A 21,626-nucleotide genomic window follows, 5' to 3' on the forward strand; every position below is an offset into this window, starting at 1 on the left:
TTTCTGCGTGGGCATCCAGACCTGCCCCGGCAATCCCTTCGATGGACACACGCTGGAGGGACAACTCGACCAGGTGGAACGCCTCACCGGCAAGGTTCCCAACACCTCCTTCGTGGACAAGGGCTACCAGGGACACGGCGTGGATCCAGGCAGAAGCCGGGTCCTCATCAGCGGCACGCGCAAGCTCGGCTACACCCTCAAACGCCACCTGCGGAGGAGGGCTGCCATCGAACCCGAGATCGGCCACATGAAAAGCGATGGACTTCTGGGTCGGAACTTCCTCAAGGGCATGGCGGGCGATGCGATCAATGCCCTCCTCTGCGGCGCAGGCCACAACCTGAGAAAGATCCTGGCCCGTCTCAGGGTCCTTTTGTACCTGCTGCCGGGGAGGGCCAGTGCCGCTCTCAAGGATTTCCTCGATCAGATTGGCATCCAATCCTTCCCTCAGCCCACACCTATGCCTGCCTGATTCCTCAACTGGGGTTTGTCNTGGCGGGCGATGCGATCAATGCCCTCCTCTGCGGCGCAGGCCACAACCTGAGAAAGATCCTGGCCCGTCTCAGGGTCCTTTTGTACCTGCTGCCGGGGAGGGCCAGTGCCGCTCTCAAGGATTTCCTCGATCAGATTGGCATCCAATCCTTCCCTCAGCCCGCACCTATGCCTGCCTGATTCCTCAACTGGGGTTTGTCAGGCCCGACTAATTCAACCCAGCAGCCGATGACTAAAAACCATCTTAATTAGAGGCTGGCTGTTGCGTTCCTTTCGTGCGCGAAAGGAAGCTGAGACTGAATTTTCGGTTTCATTCGCCTTGAATGATCCTGGCTACATTCTTTTCTATGTTTTCACGCCTTGATGACCCAAATACAATCGCGTCAACACCTTTTGCCTTCATGGCAAAAGTGAGGCTTTCCTCCGAGCTCAGGGCCCCAGAGGCGAAAATGGACATGGCGATGTTTCTCGATTTCCCAGAGGAGAAAGAATCAAGCACATCCGCTGGGGATGGGTTCATCCTGAACCCACCGGCATTGAGGTTAGAGCAAAACCAGGGTTCTTTGAGCCCCATCTCATCACATAGAACCTTCACAGCCTCGGGATGATTCATCGTAAAGAATCCTGGAATCACGCCCAACCGATCTGCCACAAAGCTGTGATAGGCCTCGAGTGATTTGGTGTTTCTCAAGCCAAGGAGCAGGTCGAACATGATGTTCAACAAAAAGACCCCGCGAACCTGGAGTCCCTTGCACATCAACAGCTCAACCTCCACCAAGAGCTTCATCAGCCCAGTGAAATCCCCCACCGCGGAGCGCGCCAGGGCAGACGCCAACCTCAGCTTGGAGACAGGCCCCAGATTAGATAGGACCACATCAACCATGCCGCGCTCTGCCATCGCATTGGCATACTTGTGGGCATAGGGCAGCGATGGCGTGAAATAGAGCCCTGGAAAGAGGTTGGATCGTTTGATCTCAGCAAAAACGGGATAATAGCGATCGTGGGTCGTGAACATGAAGTCGCGTACCCCAGCCTCATAGGCCCAGCCAATCACCTCCAGGATCGCATCAGCCTCATCAAACTTGTTGAAGAGCGCTGTGGCTTTCCCCTGGTCAGAATGATTGACTCCCAGGAATTGATTGTCGCCCAAGATGACGCGCCCATAAGTCATCGCAGCCCTGCCATTTCAGAAATCGTCTCAATCAACTGATCCACGGCCAAGCCATCCGCCAATCGCGCGGGATCCACTTGGCCGCCTCCTCCCTCGACCCTCAAAGGGCGCTTCAGGCAAACGCTGAGAAAGTCCTCCAGTTGGAGGGTGTATTCCTCACCACGGAGGTAGAAGCTGACCCTCGGCGGAACAATCAGGGCAGCGATTCGCCCACGATCCTCCCCCGTCAGCCGACTTTTCTCCTTGAAAGAGAAGTGCAGCGCCGAGTTATCGCAGGAGACCTGAGCATATTCAAAATCAATTGAAAAACGGAGGACAGATTTCCGCTTGCTCGTGTCGCACCAGTCGAGCTTGACTTCACCAGGAACGCCACAGTCGTGCACCCAGTCGAACGCAATTCGGTCATCCGCTCGAGTGGAATGGATATGCCCCTTCTCTGCCCGCTCGATGGCAGTCACATCTCCAAACAGGAAGCGGCAGAGGTCGATCAGGTGCGGACCATATTCATTCAGGCAACCGCCCCCAGCGGCAAAATCGCTCCGCCAATTGTTGTCGGGCTTGGTGATCACATTGCCATTCATCTCCGCCTGATAGCGGATCACTGAGCCAAGCTCTCCTGAGTGGACCAATTCCCGCAACCTTGAGAAGGTGGCGACATATCTCAGCACAAAGCCAACCTGTGCGTAGACGCCACGCTGCTCCGCCAATTGCATCAGTTCCCGGCTGCGAGTCACACTCAGTGTGAGCGGTTTCTCGATGAAACAAGGTATGGATCGCTCAAGGGCCATCTTTGCGATGGTGAAATGCGAGGGAGTCGGTGTCGCCACAATGACGCCCCTGATTGAATCGCCCCGCGCTTCCAGGGCTTGAGTGACTGAGCCATAAGCCTTGATCCCCATCCGTCGATAGAGGAAACACGTCATTCGGCTGGCATCGCACACCGCCACGCTGTCAGGTGCAGCTATCTGGCGGGCGATGGTCACATGGGAGAGTCCCATTTTCCCTCCCCCAACCACTAGAATGGCCACGATTTCACCCCTGAGAAAGAAGTGATCTGAACATAGTGAGTCATCACTTCATCAGCCCGCGCTGCTTCATTTCCGCCAGGGACTGCTCGTAACGGCTCTCCTTCGGGCCGAGGGACTTCGCCCACGCCACGAATCGCGCAATCCCATCAGCAAAGGAAACCGTCGGGACAAAGCCTAGCCTGTGGTTAATGCGCCCGAGATCCGCGAAGTTGTGCCGGATGTCGCCCAACCGGAAGTTACCGCTCACCCTCACCGGCACTTCCCGGCCGAAGCATTCCATCAGCTTGCCCGCCACCGTCTGCACATCGGTTGGCATCCCCGAGCCGACGTTGTAGATGCCGTGGCCTGCATTCGGATGGGCGATGGCCAGCATCGTGGCCTGCACCACATCATCAATGAAAACGAAGTCCCGGCTCTCCAAGCCATCCTCGAAGATGTTGATCGCCTTCCCGTTCATGATCAGGTTTGAGAAGATCGAAAGGATCCCGGTGTAGGGGTTCACCAGGGACTGCCCCGGCCCGTAAACATTCTGGTACCGAAGCGCCACCGGCTCGATGCCCAGCAACGGGCAGACCGTCATCACCAACTGCTCCTGCACCTGCTTCGTGATGCCGTAAACCGAGGAGGGGTGGATTTTCGAGTCTTCATCCGTAGCTACCAGGCGCAACGGTCCGCGGGTGTCGGGATCCAACACCTCGAACACCCCGGCTTCCAGGTCCGCCTGACTACGGTGCTTAGGGTAGACTGCCGAACCATCCGAGCGCAGGTACTTACCTTCGCCGTAAATCGAACGGGAGGAGGCAATAACCATGCGCTTCACGTCGTGCTTCAGGTTGCCCAGCAGGTCCAGCAGCAGTCCCGTGGCGCCGATATTGGCCGACACGTAGCGATCCACTTCGTACATGGATTGTCCAGTGCCCGTCTCGGCGGCGTAGTGTACGACCACGTCCTGCCCTGGCAGGACTTTGAGGAGATCTTCCTTGACCTCAACCGATCCCCGGACGAAGCTCACCTTGCCCTTGATGGACTGATACAGCACCGAGGTTTCAGGATCAGCGGAATGCACCTGCTCGGAGAGGTTGTCCAACACAGTGATGGTGTGGCCCTCCCGGTGCAAACTCTGCACCAGGTTGCTCCCAATGAACCCAGCCCCCCCCGTGATCAGCACCCGTTTCATGCCTGTTCTCCTATGCATTAAGCAGACTTTAATTATGTTAAAATAAAGCGATTACCTCATGACCTGATGGGTTCTTCCCCCAACAACTCTGACATGAATTCGGCCACCGTGCGCGCCTCACCAGTCCGGTTGTGACCGAGCAGTGGAACGATATCAGAGGCCAACTTGGCCAGATCTCCATGCAAAGGGAAGTGGAGCGCCTCTCCTTCACGAAAAGAGGGGTGCTCCAACACGTGGGGATTGTTGGTCACGAGGGACGCTCCCGCACTGCGGGCCTCGAAACAGCGAATCGTCAGGCCTGTCTGCAAGGGGTGCGCATAATCGACGGTACACCTCGACTCGAGCAATATCTGGAAGAAATCGTTATAGGCTAGCGGCTTAAAATGGATGTCCTTCCAATACTTCCGATACAGAGCCGGATGGCGGAAGAAACTCAGAAGGAATGAGAAGGCATTCGGCTCGAAAATATAGATGAATCGTGACCGATCCCTCAGAGCTGTCAGCACTCGATCAGTATAGACCAGACGCTGGGAATGGTTTTTCATGATCGCACTGATGTCGTACCGCTTCGACACAGGATCTCTCGGGACCGGGAACGCACTGAAGAGATGAACGAGAGGCAGCCCGTGATGGGCCGCATCCACGGGATCGAAGGTGGTGAACCGATCCACCTCATGCATCCAATCCAGGGGCGATGGATTGAAGGAGAAGGAGTCGAAGTTGTAGCCGACCACCCGGCGGCTGATCGTGCGCAGGAAGGCAACCATGTCGCAACCAACCCCACGACCTTTGACGATGAGGATCAGATCAAAGGCTTCCCTCGCCACCCCATACTTCCGCTTGTACCCCCTCAGTGTAAGCCAGCGAAGCAAAGTGAGGAGCCTCAACTTCCCGAGGATTTTTCCAAAGATGTTCGTGGGGAACTCGTCATTTTCGATGACGACGTCCATGCCACGCCGTTCGAGTTCCTGCCCCAAGACCTTCCCGAACCCGTAGAACCCCACTGGCAATATCAGCAGGCAGGCTGGGCGCCCCATATTGAAATCGTAGGAGGTGCGTGGGTCAGCCATGCTGAGTGCTCGTCAGCTCAGCCTCCGCTCCCGGGCCCAACAGTCGGCGAGTGAAGGTTTGCACATGGAATTCCTCAAATCTCCGTTCCGGTTCGGCAATCGGTGTCTCAAGGAAAGCTCTGACGCCCTGAAAGTCGAAGCCCTCAAAGCAGTGGAAGCGATCCGGTGAGTAGAACCAGTCCGTTTCAACCCGCTTGTTGTTGGTGATGATCTTCTTCCCGGCGCAGAGATTTTCGATAGTGCGCATCGTGTAGCCAGACTGCTGGTGATTGGCATAATCGAAGACAGCAAGAGAGTCTTCGGTCATTCGGGCGAACAACTGAGGCGATATCGTTCGGAAATGTAGTCCCTTGGGGCGGATGCCCGCCATCAGCAGCCTCCACAAAACCACGGGGCTCACCACGAGGTAGCGGTCAAACTGAATGCCATGATTATCACAATATCCGGCGAATGCCTGGACGGCCTCATAGCGCTTGAGATTGACGATGTTGCCGACCATGGAAACCGTGAAGGGACGCGCACGGTCATGCCTCGCGGCCTGAATGGGCCTCACGCAGAACAGGGGCAGATAGCCAAAGCCGTGGCGCTGCGCGTCGTCGTAGTCAAAGGTTAGAACCCGATCGAAGTGAGGGGTGTGCGCCAGGTAGTCATGGTTGTCCAGGGAATCCCAATTGTAGAGAGTAAACACAGCCTGCGGTTGGGTCTGTCGCAGCCTAGCCAGGTTCTCCAACGAGATTTGATGGGCCTGGAGGAAGACCACGTGGTCATACCTCAGAGCTGAGGCGCGATCGATGGCGGCCCGATGGTGGCGATCAAGATAGGCCTGGTAACGCTTTGCAGCGACAGTCTTGAAGATCTTGAAAGCCAATGTTCGGGGTTGAATATCCACATTGGTGACATCGAAGCCGGCCAACCTTATTTCATCGAGAATGGCGCGAGTATAGTGATGATAATCCAAGCCTATAAAAAGAACAGATTTCCGAGAATCCATAAATCACTCCGCACCCATAGCTATTAATTAGCCCCTAACGAATGATGTCGTTAATCAAACCAGTTTCCATCGGGTCGAATTGATTCCCATGTCTTCGCTTCACTATCGTATCGCCTTATCACCCTTGCTTGTGCTTCAACGACCACACAGCAATCAGGAATGTCGTTAATCATAACAGAATTAGCTTCAATGGCACAATTTCGATCAACGGTCGCTCCATAACGCAAATGTTGTGATCCAGCCAATTACCCGGGCCAATAGTAACAGGCTCTTTTCAAGAATTGGTTGTAGTGTGATTGGGACGTCGATATTGCGATAGTCATGTCGGTTGTCGGGAGGGGGGTATAGACCCCATTTGCCGTCAAAACATGTTCCTCAAGGATAATTCAACCAGTGGCATAGATGTGGTTGAATCGCCCAATTCGGCAACCTTTTCCGATCACCAAGAACAATTCCGCCTCGAGGGCAGTTCTGTGCCTCAATGGTCCTCCAGGGTGCGGTAGTGCTCCCCGAAATTGTTGGACAAGTTTAGAGGGGCACTACGCCTGACCATTCAGCAATTTGCAAGAGGATTCAAGCACCCATTAAGCGTCGCGTAAATTGATCAATGTGGAAGGATTCAAACACCTCATCGGGGTTCTTTAACGGCACCTTCAGGAATTCGTCTACCCCAGTAAAATCAAGATCCTTGAAGACGTGGATTCTATCTTCAGAGAAAAAAGGTTCGTCGCGGATACCAGAGTTGTTTGTAATAATTTTTCTTCCCGCACATAGGTTCTCAATCGTCCGCATGGTATACCCCGACTGACGGTGATTCGCAAAATCGAAGGCAGCTGAAGCTCCCTCGATCAACTCGACGAACTTTGGCATGGAGATCGAAAATAAGGAAACGTCGTACGGGAGATGGCCATTCTTGAGCAATTGCGTAAAACCGTGCGTACTTGCCACCATGAACGCATGGAATGGAATGGCCTTCTGACTGCAATATCGTTGAAATCGCTTGATGGCTTCGTACCGAATTGGGTTCACGATATTCCCAACCGTATAGACGGCCTTCCCACTCCTGTCGCGCCGCCGTACTCCCTGAAAATCTCGTAGACAAAACAGAGGTAGATAGTGAACACCGAGTGCATTAGCATCTGCTGGATCGAAAGTGTAAATCCGGTCAAAATATGACATGAACGGTCGATAATCATGGTTGCTAACGGCATCCCAGTTATAGAGAACGAATTCCGATGAGGGATATAATCTTTTCATGGCCTCCAGGTTCTCGATCGACATCTGGTGCACTTGGATAAACAGCACCATGTCAGTATGTCGATCCTTTTCGCGCTCAAGAATCCCTTTGTGATACAGATCGAGCGCGGCCTGGTACTTCCACGGGAAGAATTTCCTCATCACCTTTAGTGCGGGCTTACCAGGTTGAATATCGTAAAAACGAACCTCGTGGCCCTGGCGCTCCAACTCCCTCACAACCTCCTGAGTGTAGTTGTGATAATTCAGGCCAATTAACAGGATCTTTTTCCTCATTTATAGCCCCTTAACACTTAGATCCAGAATCACAGAGACTCCACCAGGAAGGTCCCATCCGGAGAGGTTTTTCTCCATTGTTCTGACTCAGTATCGTATCGTCGGATGATGATGGCCGGTACCCCCACAGCTACGGAGTAGTCCGGAATATCTCGAGTAACAACAGAGTTCGCGCCAACCACACAATTCCGGCCAATCTTGGCACCAAGCACGCAGACATTGTGTCCAAGCCAGCTCCCAGCACCGATCTCCACAGTGCGGTTCTGAGTCACAGCCTGTTTGAGGATCGGCTGCGATGGATCTCGGAACCCATGTAGGTTGTCCGAGATATAGACATTGTTTGCCGTCAGGACATGCGAGCCGAGAACCACCCGGTGTGTCGCGTAGATGTGGTTGAAACGCCCCAGACATGACCCCTCACCAATCTCTAACAGGCAATCGGACATTCCAGTCAGAGGCAGGGCCGCCAGAAATGTCTTGTAGGCGATGAAAACCCCATCTCCCAAGATGATATGCTCTGCCCCTTCGACTCCCGCTGGGAAGAGGATGGATACCTTGCGACCGAATCTTCGGAACCGACGCGCGAACAGGATTCGGAATATCCGCACATAAATAGATCCTGGAAACCGAAACATCATGGGCGAGCCTCCAACAGAGATGTCTGATTTCCAGTTCCTGTTTGTTTCTCACCGATCAGGAAAGCGCTGAAGAGGATAAACGTGAAAAATGGAGTCACGACCAGGGCCTCTCCGAACAATGAGAGAACCAGCCAGCAACCAATCAAAAACCTATGAGGAAGGACCTTTTGGCGGAAGAACCCGATCAGAAACGGCAGTGAGAGCGGAATCCCGAGCGCATAGAGAATCTGGACTAAGCCATTTGAACTTGGGCGATCTAGAAGTTTGTTAGCATCTAATAGTGTACCTTCGAATCCCAATCGACCTGAAGCTTCCAGATATCTGCTGGTTTCGAACCCGATTCCCATCCAAGGGTGCTCCATGGCGATCCGCAGCCCGGTATACAGGTCGTATTCCCGCGACCAGGAGGATCCCTGAGCAGCGCCGAATAATTTTTCCATCACATTCGCGTAAGCGAAGAATACCATCGGGGGCCCCGCCACCAGTAGTGCCGCAAGCACCACCATCCTTCTACGGATGCTTCCTTGGGAGATCAGTCTCACTCCGATAAATGCAAATTGCAGAAGACAGATGAGAATCCCTGTAGTGGATTGAGTCAATAAGACCGAGACGCTGGCAAGGATGGCCAATCGGTTCTGGCGAAACCGAAATAACGCTAGGTAGAGTAATAAATTAAGATAGATCTGATAGACACCAGGCTCATAGAAAAACCCGTCCGGCCGGATTAATCCCGATAGTCCCTCAATGGTGATGTGATAATTAAAAATGCCCAAAAAGGTCAGATAATTTTGCTCACCAATCGTGATCGGTATAAACAGAAAACCCAGTGTATGGGCCAACAATACGGTGAGTAAGGCTTGCCACGCCATGGGGACCAGCAACACTCGAAGATCCCGCTGTAGTGTTCCAGATGCTGTACCTGCATACACTTGCAGGACCACCATGGCAGCGAAGTAGTTACCGCATCGCCCCACCAGAGAAGCCAGGCTGAAGGATCCCGGCCTCACCAGGGTTTCGAGAATCAATAGCCCGATAACGAGATACAGATTCCGCATTTGAAGCCAGGACGGCAGAGTCCAGCGGCACAAATGGAGTCCCACGAGGGAAATCAGCAGCACGACCGGGCCTAGGGGAATGATTTGCATTCCACCGCTGCTCAGAATTGTCAGAAGCAGAAGCCCACGCCGCATCAGTAGGCCTGCGCCCGGTCTTTCCTTCCGGGCTCTGAGCGTCCCAAGCGAGGGGTTCTTCACTCTCGCTCCGGGGGCACCGAGTCGGCATCACTGTCCCTACCAAGATTGGGCAATCCCTCCATGGCAATGAAATCAGAAACACTGAAGAAGGTTGGGAGGCGCTCTGCCAATTTGCCCTCTTCCCAGTTCCACCATTCCGATGCCAGCAACGTAGCGATAGCCTGCTCAGAAAAACGATATTTAAGATGACATGCAGGGTTTCCCCCGACAATTGAATACGGTGCGACATCCTTCGTCACTACCGAATCAGATGCAACCACAGCCCCAGTCCCTATCCGAACCCCTCGGTGGATGGTGCAATTCATCCCAATCCAAACATCATGCCCAATAATGGGCGGCGGTTTTTGCGGCTCAGGCACAACCTTGGCTGCAAATCCATACGTCGGATCCGAGATAAATGGATGGGTCGTGACACGATGATAGTCGTGCCCTGATACTCCGATTACCGTCTGCCTCGCAATTGAACAATACTTCCCGATCTCAGCCGCCTCGATATAGGCACGCGGTCCACTTATGTATGAATAATCACCGACTGAAACATCTGGTCCAACTTCTGAACCTGCCCGGATAATTACTTTTCGCCCGATCTCAGCCTTCCAAGACACAAATCTGGACTCAACTCGATGGTTTTTCAGCCAGTTCAGCAGTGCCCATCGGAATGGCGTCAATACGGCGATGATAAATCTCTTCATGCCTGGCTCCGTCGTTCATGCCTCTCTCTGAAATACAGCGCGGCAATCATTCCGGTCGTAAGCATGGCAGCTACTGATTTCACAATCACCACATGCTCAAGCGAAAATTGTTTGGTTGCCACGAGAATCCACAAGCCACCGGTCAAGGAAAATATGCCGACCAACCCCTGCCATAGCAAGGGGCCCAATCGCCTTGTCGCGTGATAGTGCAATGAGAAGACGTCACACATAGCCACTGCCATAAAACCTGGCAATCCAAGAAACACCAAACCAGTATCGGCCTTGAATTTAGATAAGAACATAGTAACAACAGGTTTTATCAGGAAAACAGTCATCAATACGGCCAAAGCAATATACCTGATTAAATCTTTTGCGTGTTGTTTCATTATACTTGATAAAGCTAAGAAATCTTCTGTTTCAAATCGCCTCATTGCGGTTGGATAATAAACATTCAATAACGAGGCTGGAACAAGAGTGAACACTGATGTATACAAAATAATTATATAATAGTGCCCCAATTGTTCTGGTCCTAGAGCATAAATAATCATCCAGCGCTCTATCTGGACTGTGAGAATGGCCAGGATTCCCCCGGCAAATGGAATGAATCCTAAAGAAAGAATTCGACGTAACAACTCGCTGGAAAGCAGAAATTGAGTTGGCCTCGATACAGGGTAAATAATCAAGGTTAATATCATTGCCAACACAGGTTGTGCAACCAAGGACAACAACGCTACATTGAGATTTCTCCCCCAGAGACTGGCGGCAATTGCCAGTGATGACATGGCCGCCAAAAGATTAATTAAATTGGATATTCTCAATCTGCCATCGGCCACCAAGCAGTTGGTGTACCAATTTGATCCCAAGGTTGCAAGACCCGCAATCAGACTAATGGTGATCGTGCTGAAGTAAAAATTGATACTCTTTATTAAACCAAGTAGTCCCAGGCAAATCGTTCCAAACACAATTGCAATCACAAAAATAAATGAAGATATTAAATTATTGATTTTTCGATTTTCTTCTAGATTCTGACTGGAATAGAGCCGATATCCACCGTTGATTATTCCAAGCTGAAACAATGAAATAAACATAATCATAGTCTGAGCGAGGGCAACCTGCCCCAAATCAATTAAGGCGAGTTTCCGCATGAAAATCAGATTTCTCGCAAAAACAACAGCTGCCGTTATTATATTTATAATAATATATTGAATTTTTTTATTGCTAGTAATCTCGACAACTAAATGCATATATTGTTTTAATTTCCGTTCTATGGAACGCAGACATCCTCCATGAGTATGACTTGCAGATGCTAACTGATACGAACCTTTCCTCCAGCCTCCAACTTGGCGCGGCTTCTTTTCTGGTGATTCGACCAAGCCACAGGCGTCCCCTCTCGAATCGCCAGGAGGATGGTCTGAACCTGCTCATCGCTCAACCAATCCTTCAAGGCGCGGGTTTTCCATACCTGGAAGTCCCACGGATTGAAGTCGGAGAAGATCCAATTACAATTCTGAGTCAAATAAAAGGCGAGCAAGGCCCGCTCCCTGGCTGTGTCACTGACTACCAGATCACCCGACGCTGCCTGCATGAGGAGTTTTCCATAACTTGCCTGGTCATCAGCCCGGAAGACAAACCCAAGACGCGAATAATAGGAACTGGAGGCGGTAATTACAGGCAGCCCCTGAGCCGCAGCCTCGATACCAATGGTCGATGTATAAACGACAACGGCCCTCAGCTTCTTCATCAATTCGTAGCTGTTGATTTTATCTGCCGCGGAAATGAAATGCAGCCGAGGATGATCCCCAAACCGGTGGAGAAGCATCAACGCATAGTCATCACTGGTTTTCGCGATCGGGAGCCTTTCGGCAGGATGCTGTCGCACGATCACTGGCACATCCGTGGACTTCAGCAGCAACTCGACGGTCTGCAGAATCCACTCGGTATTGTCTTCAAATACGGTATGAAGCCCCAAGGCCGCGGAGTCCCAAGAGGAATTCAGCGCAAGCATGATGGCCCCGTCGAATCGCGCTCCTCCGCCGTCGCTTCCTTGGATCTGGGATTCAAAGGCATCAACCCCTGCGGCCCGCCGATCCATCTCTTCCTGGGCCTGCCTTCGGGCCAACTCGATGGAAGAAACATTGGAACCATCTCCTTCTGTAAACAGGCGGAATGCAAGGGGGATGTCTTGCAGTTGGCAAGCCACCCCATTTCCGGCGATCATCACCGTGCCATAGCCCCCTGCGTCGAAACTCCCGATTCGAATACCTGCCCGATGCGCCAGTTCAGCCCAAAGTCCGGAGGTTCCCCACACGCCACCCGGGATGAACAGCACATCATAACCCCCTGACAGGGTTACCTTCCTGATCGCTGGCAAGGCCCTCGCAAATTGATTTTCGTACCGGGCCTTGATCGAAGCTCGGCCCTCTTGCCTCATTTCACCCTTGAGTTCCCACGTGGCGTTCAACTTGGCGAACCGCCTTACTAGGGCCATGTCGTCCCCAACCACCGCGCCTTCTCGACCCAAAGTGGACAACTTCACCACACGGAATTCCCCACGCAGGGCGAGGAGTACACTCTTGACACATCCGAGGATGAACTTGAATCGGAAAGGTCGATCTCCGAAAACGGTATCGTCCAGGATGAACGACACTTGGCATCCGGATCTCGACAGGAGAAGCCCTGTAGCGAGCGAATACCAGGGAATAAAGGTCCCACCCCAAGGCGTGACCACCACACCAACCCGGACATTCCCTGGCTGCGGTGTGGTGTCTCGGACGAAGGCCCCGGCCCTTCGAATCATGAGCCCGCTGTCCAGGGCCCACTTCGCTGGATGTAGGCCAACCCATTGTTTGAATGCGTCTAGCACGGCCAACCCCTCACATCAGGCACAAACGGCTCTGATCATTCCTGGTGAAGCTTCAGATCGCGGGCATCCCATCCATATGCCTTTGTCGACCTCATCCGAGACAGATCCTACCCGATCGACCCCTTCCCCATCGAATCAGCCTGAAACACTGGCCGCTGTTTGAGAACAGTGCCTGTCGGTACGAGTCAATCGATTGTTCCCGTCCCAGTTCAGCCAAGATAATAGCTCACTGTCCACCGGAGTCCGTCAGCGAAGGATGCTTCTGAGGTCCAACCAAGTTCGCGCCGGATCCTGCCTGCATCGATGGCATAGCGCCTATCATGCCCGGCGCGATCCTGGACGAAGGTCTTGAGCTTGCGGCTGGTGCCCTCGGGGCGGCCGAGGTGCTGATCCACCAAGTCACAGAGCAAGTCCACGAGGGCCAGGTTGGTCTGTTCGTTGTCGCCGCCCACACAGTAGGTCTCGCCGGAGGCGCCCTTCAGCATCACCGTTTCCAGCGCCGCGCAGTGGTCCTCCACGTAGAGCCAGTCGCGGATGTTCATGCCGTCCCCGTAGATGGGGATCGGTTCGCCCTTGGCCATGCGCGTGATCGCCAGCGGGATCAGCTTCTCGGGGTGCTGACGCGGGCCGTAGTTGTTCGAGCAGTTGGTGGTGACTGTGTTCAGCCCGTAGGTGTGGTGGTAGGCCCGCACGAGGTGGTCGCTGCCGGCCTTGCTGGCGCTGTAGGGGCTGTTCGGCGCGTAGGCCATCTCCTCGTGGAACTTGCCCGCCTCGCCCAGGGAGCCGTAGACCTCGTCGGTGCTGATGTGCAGGAAGCGACAGTCCTTCTGACCCGCCCAGGCCTGCCGCGCGGCTTCCAGCATGGAGAAGGTGCCCACCACGTTGGTCTGAATGAAGGCGGCCGGACCGGTGATGCTTCGGTCCACGTGGCTTTCCGCCGCCAGGTGGAACACCTTGGTCACGCCATGGGCTTCGATCAGATGCCGAGCCAACTCCAGGTTCTGAATATCGCCCACCACCAGCTCGACGCCTTCCAGGCCCTCGATCTGCTTGGGGTCCGCCGCGTAGGTGAGCTTGTCCAGCACCAGGATGCGATCGCCCGAATGGTTGCGGTGCCAGCGATGCACCAGGTTGCTGCCGATGAATCCGGCGCCGCCGGTGATGAGGATGGTTTCAGACATGAAGATTCACCACGGAGACACGAAGGACACGGGAGAAGAGCACGGAGAAAAGAAGAGAGAGATAGACCTAAGGATGGGTGGTCAGGCTGGTTCGGGGTGATCCATCACTTCCTGGAGGGCCTCGCGCCAATCGGGCATGAGGTCGGGACCGAGGCTGCGGCGTCGCTCGCCGCTGAGCACGGAATAGGCGGGGCGCTTCGCGGGTGTGGGGTAGTCGGCGGTGCCGCAGGGGCCGAGGTCCACGGTCATCCCCTTGGCCTCAAAGATCGCCTGGGCGAAGCCGTGCCAGGTGGTCTCGCCCTGGCAGGTCATGTGCACCAGGCCCTTCCAGTCCTGCTCGGCCGCCATCTTGAGTTGACGAGCGAGGGTCCGGCAGGTGGTGGGCGCGCCCCACTGGTCGTCCACCACACGCAGGCTGCGGCCCTGGGCCGCGGCGTTCAGCATCGTGTTCAGAAAATTCTTCCCCCAAGCGTCGTAGAGCCAGCTGGTGCGGGCGATGAGGTGCTTGGAGCAGCGGGTCGCCTGGCGCTCGCCCTCGAGCTTGGTGCGACCGTAGGCGGAGACAGGATTCGTCGGATCCTCCTCGCGGTAGGGCCTCGTGCCCGTGCCATCGAAGACGTAATCCGTGCTGATCTGGATCAGCCGGGCGCTCTCGGCCTCGCAGGCCTCCGCCAGCCAGCCCACGGCCGTGCCGTTGATGAGCAGAGCCAGCTCAGCCTCGGATTCGCAGCGATCCACCTGGGTAAAGGCCGCGCAGTTGAGAAGGACCTCGGGCCGGATGTCGGCCACCACGCGCTGGATGGAGTCCTGCCGGCTGAGGTCCAGCACGGATTCGTCGGGAATGACGAGCTCGTGCCCGGTCCAGATCTGGCGGATGGCGTGGGCCAGCTGGCCGGCCCCGCCGGTGACGAGGACGCGCATCAGGCGTGCACTCGGCGGGCCCGTTCGTCCTTCACGAAGGGATTCTCGGGATCGTCCTCGTGGCGGATCTCGTCGATGGGCTCAGCCTTGCCCTTCCCCATGAATAGCCGGTCGGGGCAGTTGATGACCAATCCTGGTTCTGCACTGATGCAGCGGTAGCAGTGCACCACGCCTTTGGGGATGATGGCCGAACCCGGGTTGTTCACACCCATGGCCACTTCCATGCGATTGAGGTACGTGGGGCTGTCCGGGCGGTTGTCCCAGAGCGTGAGCTTGAAGTCGCCGGGGCCCACCCAGCAGAAGAGGTCCGCCTGGTCCACGTGCTCGTGGGGCCCGCGCAGCACGCCGGGCTTCGTGACGCTCACATACGACATCTCGGGGCGGAACCAGGCCGGCAGATCGTCGTGCCGGAAGATCTCCGCCAGCCAGCCACGCTCGTCCACGAACTTCTTAAAGGGCGTGATCATCACGCCTTCGATTGGGCCCTTCTTAAATTCCATGCCTAGCTCCTGCCCGCCGATTGAGGAAACGGTGTCGTCTCGTGGATGGCCAGCTCGTTGGCGTGGGCCAGGCTCGGGAAGGTGCCCGCGTCCGTCCACCAGCCGTTGAAGGTGCCCGAGGTCATCTGGCCCCGCTCGATGTAGGCGTTGTTCACGTCCGTGATTTCCATCTCGCCGCGGCCCGAAGGCTTCACGGTGCGGATGATGTCGAAGACCGTTGCGTCGTAGAAGTAGATGCCCGTCACCGACAGGTTGGATTTCGGCGCCTTGGGTTTTTCCTCAATGCCCAGCACCTTGCCATCCTTCACTTCGGCCACGCCGTAGCGCTGGGGATCCTCCACGGGTTTTAGGAGGATGCGAGCGCCTTTGCCCTGCTTGGCGAAGGCCTCGGCCTCGGGTTTCAGGCTGTCCTGGAAGATGTTGTCGCCGAGGATCACGCAGATAGGCGAGCCGCCCGCGAAATTCTCTGCCAGTCCCAGGGCCTGCGCGATGCCGCCCGCCTCGTCCTGCACCTTGTAGGTGAAGCGGCAGCCAAAATCCTTGCCCGAACCCATCAGGGCCACCACGTCGCCCATGTGTTCCGTACCCGTCACGATGAGGATCTCATCGATCCCCGCCTCCTTGAGTTTCCACAGCGGGTGCCAGATCATCGGAGCCTGCCCGACCGGCAAGAGATGTTTATTGGTCACCTTAGTCAGCGGGAAAAGACGAGAACCCGTCCCTCCTGCTAGGACAACGCCCTTCATTGCGACTCCTGAACAGAAATTTCCGATTCATCATCGGCCAGTAACTTGACTTTAACCCACTTGCGATTCAGCCATATCCAGCTGCTTACCCCGACAAGCATCGCCACCGACACGACGATTGTCGATCTCGTCGGTTTGCTTTTCTCGATAGGTAGGTTACCCGAATCCAAGACATTCAGAATGGGAACGTCATTCTTCTCTTCCAGAAGGGCTTGTTCCCGGTTCATAGCAAGGGTGGTGACCAGCTGTTGCCGAAGGCGGAGTTCTGTTTCAAGACGGATCCCCGTTAAACGCACGGCGGGGTCGGCACTGCTGAGGTAGTTACGGTTGCCCTCTAGGAAGCGGCGCAGAACTTCTTCGGCGTCATCCATTTCGTGACGGGCCTCCTTCAGGCGCGCCTCAGCAAAGGTCGCCTTTGCCCCTCCCCTCGTTCTTCCTTTTTCCTGGAGAAAGACCTCCAGGAGCTTGCCCGTCCTCTGGGCTACGAGCTGGGAAAGTTCTGGGGATTTGGTTTCAGCACTAATCACAATAACCTTGGATTTCAAATCCCTGGAGGAAACCAAAATTCCGTCCAGCGCCTTAATTGCTCGATCCGTATTCTTTTGTCCTAGGTAAGAATAGAGAGTACAAGTCTCCAACCGCTCTGATCCAAACCGCCATAAACGCGAGTGGAACTGAAACTCGGTTCTAAGCAACTGTTCCTTCAACCAACGGCTACTGAGGACGTCCACGAAATTAGCATCACTGCTGTCTCCTCCAGGTAAGCTCACACCAAAGGCAGCGGCAGCACTAGCCAGCCCGCCAAGGTTGCCGCCTAGCCCTTTCGATTCCACAGGCAACAAGCGGACTTCCGATTTGTAGTAGTTCGGCAGAAAAAGGGTGATCGCCGCTGTTACAAACCCCACCCCAAGGGCCCACTTGATGGGCTTTTTCAGGCTGGCTTTCAGATCAAAGGGAGGAACTTCCGGCATCTGAGACATAAGCACCTAGGTTATCAGAACCGGTCAGGTTTACCCCGTTTCACATCTGTCACAAATCCTCGAAATCAGCAAATTCCCGGCACGAGAAAGGCCCGCCGAGGCGGGCCTTTCTGGTGCTTTAGGCTACCCCAACTACAGATCTTCCCCATCGATCTCCGTCATGCCCTGCAGTTCTTCGACGTGCTGCGCCATGCGGGCGTATTCGTCGTCGAAGTCTTCGCCGCCCTGGAACTCGTTGAGGCTGGGCTCGGGGTACTCGCCCTCTTCGATGTCGAGGTTGCGGTAATGGGCCATGCCGGTGCCGGCGGGGATGAGGCGGCCCAGGATCACGTTCTCCTTCAGACCGCGCAGGTAGTCCACGCGGCCTTCCAGCGCGGCCTCGGTGAGGACGCGGGTGGTTTCCTGGAAGCTGGCGGCCGAGATGAAGCTCTCGGAGGTCAGCGCGGCCTTGGTGATGCCGAGCAGCAGGGGCTCGCAGGTGGCGGGGGCGCCGCCATCCTTGATGGCCTGCTCGTTGATCTCCTTGAAGCGGTGCTTGTCGACCTTCTCCTCAACGATGAGCGGGGTGTCGCCCACGTCGGTGATGAGGACCCAGCGCATCATCTGGCGGATGATCACCTCGATGTGCTTGTCGTTGATGACCACGCCCTGGGCCCGGTAGACCTCCTGCACCTCGTTGACGAGGAAGGCCTGGAGGGCACGGTCGCCCTGGACCTTGAGCAGATCGTGGGGGCTGACGGCGCCTTCAGTCAGCTTCTCGCCGGCGCGGATCTCGTCGCCGTCCTGCACCTGGATGTGCTTGCCGCGGGGGATGAGGTACTCGCCCTTCTCGCCCGTCTCCGCTTCGACGACAACCTTCTGGTTGCCACGGACGCGGTTGCCATAGCGCGCGATGCCGGTGACTTCGCTGATGATGGCGGGTTCCTTGGGCTTGCGGCCTTCGAACAGCTCGGTCACGCGCGGCAGACCGCCCGTGATGTCGCTGGTCTTGGCCTGCTGGCGGCTGGTCTTGGCGATAACGTCGCCGGGCAGCAGTTCCTGACCCTCTTCCACTTCGATGTAGGCGCCCGTGGGGATGTTGTAGCGCTTGAGCACCTTGTGGTTGTCCCCCTTGATGTTGATGTGGGGGTGGATCTTATCGTCGGTGGGATCGATGACCTTCTTGCGGAAGTTGCCGGAGATCGGATCCTTTTCTTCCTGGTAGGAGACGTTGACTTCGAATTCCTTGAAGTCCGCGATACCGCCCACTTCCGTGAGCAGCACATCGTTGTACGGATCCCACTCAGCGAGCACGGTGCGGGGCTCGACCTTCTCCTTGTCCTTCACCTTGAGGATGGCGCCGGAGGTGATCTTGTAGCGCTCACGCTCGTTGCCGTCCTCGTCGGTGACGAGGAGGTAGCCGTTGCGGGTCAGAGCCACGGTCTCGCCCTTGCGGTTGACGACGGTCTTCCGCTGATCCTTGGTGTTGTCGAGGCCTTCGTATTTCACGACGCCCGCGATCTGGGCTTCGTGGGTGCTCTTCTCGGAGGTGCGACTCGCGGCGCCGCCCACGTGGAAGGTTCGCATCGTGAGCTGCGTGCCGGGTTCGCCGATGGACTGGGCAGCGATGACGCCGACCGCCTCGCCGAGATCCACCAGACGGCCCGTGCTCAGGTTGAGGCCGTAGCACTTGGCGCAGATGCCGCGGCGGGCTTCGCAGGTGAGGGCCGAACGGATCTTGACCTTGGTGATGCCGCTGGTCTCGATCTTGAATGCCAGTTCCTCGGAGATGAGGGTACCGGCAGGCGCGATGGCCTTGGTGGCATCGTAGGGATCCACGATGTCGTCGAGGCAGACGCGGCCCATGATGCGGTCGCGCAGGCGGGAGCGGATGGTGCCGTCGCTGTTGACGATGGATTCCACCTCGATGCCACCGATGGTTTCGCAGTCGTCCTCGTTGACGATGACATCCTGCGCCACGTCCACCAGCTTGCGGGTGAGGTAGCCGGAGTCGGCCGTCTTCAGCGCGGTGTCCGCCAATCCCTTACGAGCACCGTGTGTCGAGATGAAGTAGTCGAGAACCGAAAGGCCTTCCTTGAAGTTGGCCATGATCGGGGTTTCGATGATGTCGCCGCTGGGGCGGGCCATGAGGCCGCGCATGCCGGCGACCTGACGGATCTGGGTCTTCGAACCACGGGCGCCGGAGTCGGCCAGGATGTAGATGGAGTTGAGGAAGGTGCCGGTCTCGTTCCGCTTCTCCAGCTCCTTCATCATGTCCGCGGCCACCTGGTCGCTGGTCTTGCCCCACACTTCGAGGATGCGGTTGTAGCGCGTCGACGCGTCGAGGCGGCCCTCGTAGGATTCCTTCTCGATGGCGCGCACTTCATCCGAGGCAGTCTTGAGCAGGCCGGCCTTGGATTCAGGCACGACGAGGTCGTCGATGCCCACGGACACGCCCGCGCGCATGGCCCACTGGAAGCCGGTGTCCTTCATGGCATCCAGCATGCGGATGGTCACTTCGGGGCCATTCAGCTTGTAGGCGCGGTTCACGAGGGAGAGCAGGCCCTCCTTCTTGAGCAGGCCGTTGACGAAGGGCAGCTCCGCAGGCAGGGCGCGGTTGAAGAGCACGCGGCCCACGGTGGTGACCTTCAGTTCGTTGTTCACGGTCTCCGCGGGAGCCTCGAAGACTTCCTGCTCGGAATTCTTCTTGGGATCCTTCGCGTGCCAGGCTTCGGTGTCCACCCATTCCCCGGTGTAGCGGATCTGGATGATGGCGTGGGTATCCACGACGCCGGCCTGGTGGGCCGCGACGACGTCATTGACGTTGCCGAAGACCATGCCCTCGCCCTTGCGGCCGAGGCGCTTCTTGGTCAGGTAGTAGCCACCCAGCACGATGTCCTGGGAGGGCACCACGTTGGGGCGGCCGTTGGCGGGGTTGAGGATGTTCTGGGTGGACATCATCAGCACCTTGGCCTCGATCTGGGCCATGGGGCTGAGGGGCACGTGCACGGCCATCTGGTCGCCGTCGAAGTCCGCGTTGAAGGCGGTGCAGACGAGCGGGTGCAGACGGATGGCCTTGCCTTCAACGAGCACGGGCTGGAAGGCCTGGATGCCGAGGCGGTGCAGGGTCGGTGCGCGGTTCAGCAGGACCGGGTGATCCTTGATGACTTCTTCCAGCACGTCCCAGACTTCGGGGCGGCCTTCTTCGACCATTTCCTTGGCCTGGCGGATGGTGGCCGCGTAGCCCTTGTGTTCGAGCCGGTTGAAGATGAAGGGCTTGAAGAGTTCCAGCGCCATCTTCTTGGGCAGGCCGCACTGGTGCAGCTTGAGGTCGGGACCCACCACGATGACGGAACGGCCCGAGTAGTCCACGCGCTTGCCGAGCAGGTTCTGACGGAACCGGCCCTGCTTGCCCTTGAGGGCATCAGAGAGGGACTTGAGGGGGCGGTTGCTGACGCCGCGCAGGAGACGTCCGCGCTTGCCGTTCTCGAAGAGCGCGTCCACGGCTTCCTGCAGCATGCGCTTTTCGTTGCGCACGATGACGTCGGGAGCCTTGAGCTCGAGCAGCTTCTTGAGTCGGTTGTTGCGGTTGATGACACGACGGTAGAGGTCGTTCAGATCGGAGGTGGCGAAACGGCCGCCGTCGAGGGGCACCAGGGGGCGCAACTCGGGGGGCAGCACGGGCACCACGTCGAGGATCATCCACTCGGGCTTGTTGCCCGAACGGTGGAAGGATTCCGCCACCTTGAGGCGCTTGGCGACCTTGCTGCGCTTCTGGCTGGAGGTTTCCTTCTTCATCAGGTCGCGAAGCTCGATGGTGAGGGCTTCGATATCGACCTGCTTGAGCAGCTCCTTGATGGCTTCGGCGCCCATCTGGGCCTTGAAGCCTTCACCGAACTGGCTGCGGTACTCGCGGTACTTGTCCTCGTTGAGGATCTCGCCTTCCTTCAGGGTGGTGCCGCCGCTCTCGGTGACCGTGTAGGCCTCGAAGTAGAGCACGCGCTCCAGATCCTTCAGAGGGATGTCCAGCAGGTAGCCAATGCGGCTGGGGACGCCCTTGAAGAACCACACGTGGCTGACGGGCGAGGCCAGCTGAATGTGGCCCATGCGCTCGCGGCGCACGGACTTCTTGGTGACTTCGACGCCGCACTTGTCGCAGGTGACGCCCTTGAACTTCTGGCGCTTGTACTTCCCGCACAAGCATTCCCAGTCGTTCACGGGCCCGAAGATGCGGGCGCAGAAGAGGCCGTCGCGCTCAGGCTTCAGGCTGCGGTAGTTGATGGTCTCGGGCTTGGTGACTTCGCCTTTCGACCAGGAACGCATCTTGTCCGGGCTGGCCAGGGACACCCGGATGCACTCATAGGCGTTGATGTTCTGCTGCTCAGGATACATGTGGACCTCTCAGGATTCGTCGGGA

Annotated in this window: 17 protein-coding genes and 1 pseudogene; 1 reads left to right on the forward strand and 17 read right to left on the reverse strand. The window is 56.5% G+C overall.

Going from position 1 to position 21,626, the window contains the following annotated elements; all coding sequences use genetic code 11:
- Positions 1-469, forward strand: a pseudogene (locus QSJ34_RS14120) (IS5/IS1182 family transposase); the annotation flags it as partial.
- A 330-nt stretch (positions 470-799) separates the two neighbouring features.
- Here the strand turns inward: QSJ34_RS14120 and QSJ34_RS14125 are convergent.
- The 17 genes from QSJ34_RS14125 to rpoC form a co-directional block, all read right to left on the reverse strand.
- The gene (locus QSJ34_RS14125) at positions 800-1,660 is read right to left on the reverse strand and encodes a hypothetical protein (protein ID WP_285576354.1); all 861 of its coding nucleotides are present in this window, start codon (positions 1,658-1,660) and stop codon (positions 800-802) included.
- Positions 1,657-2,688 carry a Gfo/Idh/MocA family protein gene (locus tag QSJ34_RS14130; protein WP_309568731.1) on the reverse strand — a complete coding sequence of 344 codons (1,032 nt, stop codon included), beginning with the start codon at positions 2,686-2,688 and terminating at the stop codon, positions 1,657-1,659. The genes QSJ34_RS14125 and QSJ34_RS14130 overlap by 4 nt, the downstream gene beginning before the upstream one ends.
- 43 nt (positions 2,689-2,731) lie before the next feature.
- Complete coding sequence (locus QSJ34_RS14135; RefSeq protein ID WP_285576356.1) at positions 2,732-3,865, reverse strand: NAD-dependent epimerase/dehydratase family protein; 1,134 nt, start codon at positions 3,863-3,865, stop codon at positions 2,732-2,734.
- 56 nt (positions 3,866-3,921) lie between these two features.
- The gene (locus tag QSJ34_RS14140) at positions 3,922-4,935 is read right to left on the reverse strand and encodes a WaaS/CpsH family glycosyltransferase (RefSeq protein ID WP_285576359.1); all 1,014 of its coding nucleotides are present in this window, start codon (positions 4,933-4,935) and stop codon (positions 3,922-3,924) included.
- The gene (locus QSJ34_RS14145; protein ID WP_285576360.1) at positions 4,928-5,926 is read right to left on the reverse strand and encodes a WaaS/CpsH family glycosyltransferase; all 999 of its coding nucleotides are present in this window, start codon (positions 5,924-5,926) and stop codon (positions 4,928-4,930) included. Before QSJ34_RS14145 ends, QSJ34_RS14140 begins: the two co-directional genes overlap by 8 nt.
- Before the next feature lie 573 nt (positions 5,927-6,499).
- A complete protein-coding gene (locus QSJ34_RS14150) occupies positions 6,500-7,456 on the reverse strand; it encodes a WaaS/CpsH family glycosyltransferase (protein WP_285576361.1) in 957 nt (318 codons plus the stop codon).
- 29 nt (positions 7,457-7,485) lie between these two features.
- Positions 7,486-8,094 (reverse strand): acyltransferase, encoded by a 609-nt coding sequence (locus tag QSJ34_RS14155; protein ID WP_285576362.1) that lies wholly within the window; start codon positions 8,092-8,094, stop codon positions 7,486-7,488.
- Positions 8,091-9,239 carry an O-antigen ligase family protein gene (locus tag QSJ34_RS14160; protein WP_285576364.1) on the reverse strand — a complete coding sequence of 383 codons (1,149 nt, stop codon included), beginning with the start codon at positions 9,237-9,239 and terminating at the stop codon, positions 8,091-8,093. Before QSJ34_RS14160 ends, QSJ34_RS14155 begins: the two co-directional genes overlap by 4 nt.
- Positions 9,240-9,343: 104 nt before the next feature.
- On the reverse strand, positions 9,344-10,039 hold the full coding sequence (locus QSJ34_RS14165; RefSeq protein ID WP_285576367.1) for a CatB-related O-acetyltransferase: 696 nt from the start codon (positions 10,037-10,039) through the stop codon (positions 9,344-9,346).
- Entirely contained in the window at positions 10,036-11,412 is a 1,377-nt protein-coding gene (locus tag QSJ34_RS14170) for a lipopolysaccharide biosynthesis protein (RefSeq protein WP_285576370.1), read from the reverse strand. Before QSJ34_RS14170 ends, QSJ34_RS14165 begins: the two co-directional genes overlap by 4 nt.
- A complete protein-coding gene (locus QSJ34_RS14175; RefSeq protein ID WP_285576372.1) occupies positions 11,346-12,686 on the reverse strand; it encodes a capsular polysaccharide export protein, LipB/KpsS family in 1,341 nt (446 codons plus the stop codon). The genes QSJ34_RS14170 and QSJ34_RS14175 overlap by 67 nt, the downstream gene beginning before the upstream one ends.
- Before the next feature lie 425 nt (positions 12,687-13,111).
- Positions 13,112-14,083, reverse strand: a complete 972-nt coding sequence (rfbB, locus tag QSJ34_RS14180) for a dTDP-glucose 4,6-dehydratase (protein ID WP_285576374.1) — start codon at positions 14,081-14,083, stop codon at positions 13,112-13,114.
- A gap of 81 nt (positions 14,084-14,164) precedes the next feature.
- Positions 14,165-15,004: a dTDP-4-dehydrorhamnose reductase gene (rfbD, locus tag QSJ34_RS14185; RefSeq protein WP_285576376.1), complete on the reverse strand. Its 840-nt coding sequence runs from the start codon at positions 15,002-15,004 to the stop codon at positions 14,165-14,167.
- Complete coding sequence (locus tag QSJ34_RS14190) at positions 15,004-15,504, reverse strand: dTDP-4-dehydrorhamnose 3,5-epimerase family protein (RefSeq protein ID WP_285576379.1); 501 nt, start codon at positions 15,502-15,504, stop codon at positions 15,004-15,006. Before QSJ34_RS14190 ends, rfbD begins: the two co-directional genes overlap by 1 nt.
- 2 nt (positions 15,505-15,506) lie before the next feature.
- Complete coding sequence (locus QSJ34_RS14195) at positions 15,507-16,250, reverse strand: sugar phosphate nucleotidyltransferase (protein ID WP_285576381.1); 744 nt, start codon at positions 16,248-16,250, stop codon at positions 15,507-15,509.
- A complete protein-coding gene (locus QSJ34_RS14200; protein ID WP_285576383.1) occupies positions 16,247-17,221 on the reverse strand; it encodes a GumC domain-containing protein in 975 nt (324 codons plus the stop codon). Before QSJ34_RS14200 ends, QSJ34_RS14195 begins: the two co-directional genes overlap by 4 nt.
- A gap of 141 nt (positions 17,222-17,362) precedes the next feature.
- Complete coding sequence (gene rpoC / locus QSJ34_RS14205) at positions 17,363-21,601, reverse strand: DNA-directed RNA polymerase subunit beta' (protein ID WP_285576385.1); 4,239 nt, start codon at positions 21,599-21,601, stop codon at positions 17,363-17,365.
- Positions 21,602-21,626: the final 25 nt, after the last annotated feature.

Source organism: Geothrix limicola (assembly GCF_030268085.1).
Classification (GTDB): Bacteria; Acidobacteriota; Holophagae; order Holophagales; family Holophagaceae; genus Geothrix; species Geothrix limicola.